Annotated in this window: 1 protein-coding gene; it reads left to right on the top strand. The window is 40.3% G+C overall.

Going from position 1 to position 300, the window contains the following annotated elements; genetic code table 11:
• Positions 1-300 (top strand): response regulator (locus ACFIK8_RS12425; protein WP_375669605.1); only part of this gene is annotated, 300 nt, incomplete at both ends.

A 300-nucleotide genomic window follows, 5' to 3' on the forward strand; every position in this document is an offset into this window, starting at 1 on the left:
GCAAATGGTCGAAAGCTTAGGACATCAAGTTGTAGGGATAGCACGAACCCGTAAAGAAGCTGTCGTAATGTATCATCAAAAAAAGCCACGGTTGATTTTAGCTGATATTCAATTGGCTGATAACAGTTCGGGTATTGATGCGGTCAATGACATTTTGCAAAATGACCGTATACCGGTGATTTTTATTACCGCGTTTCCTGAAAGATTACTGACCGGAGAGCGTCCAGAACCAACTTTTTTAGTTACCAAACCCTTTAATCCCGATATGGTGAAAGCGCTTATTTCACAGGCTTTATTTTT

Source organism: Bartonella sp. MR168JLCBS (assembly GCF_042194175.1).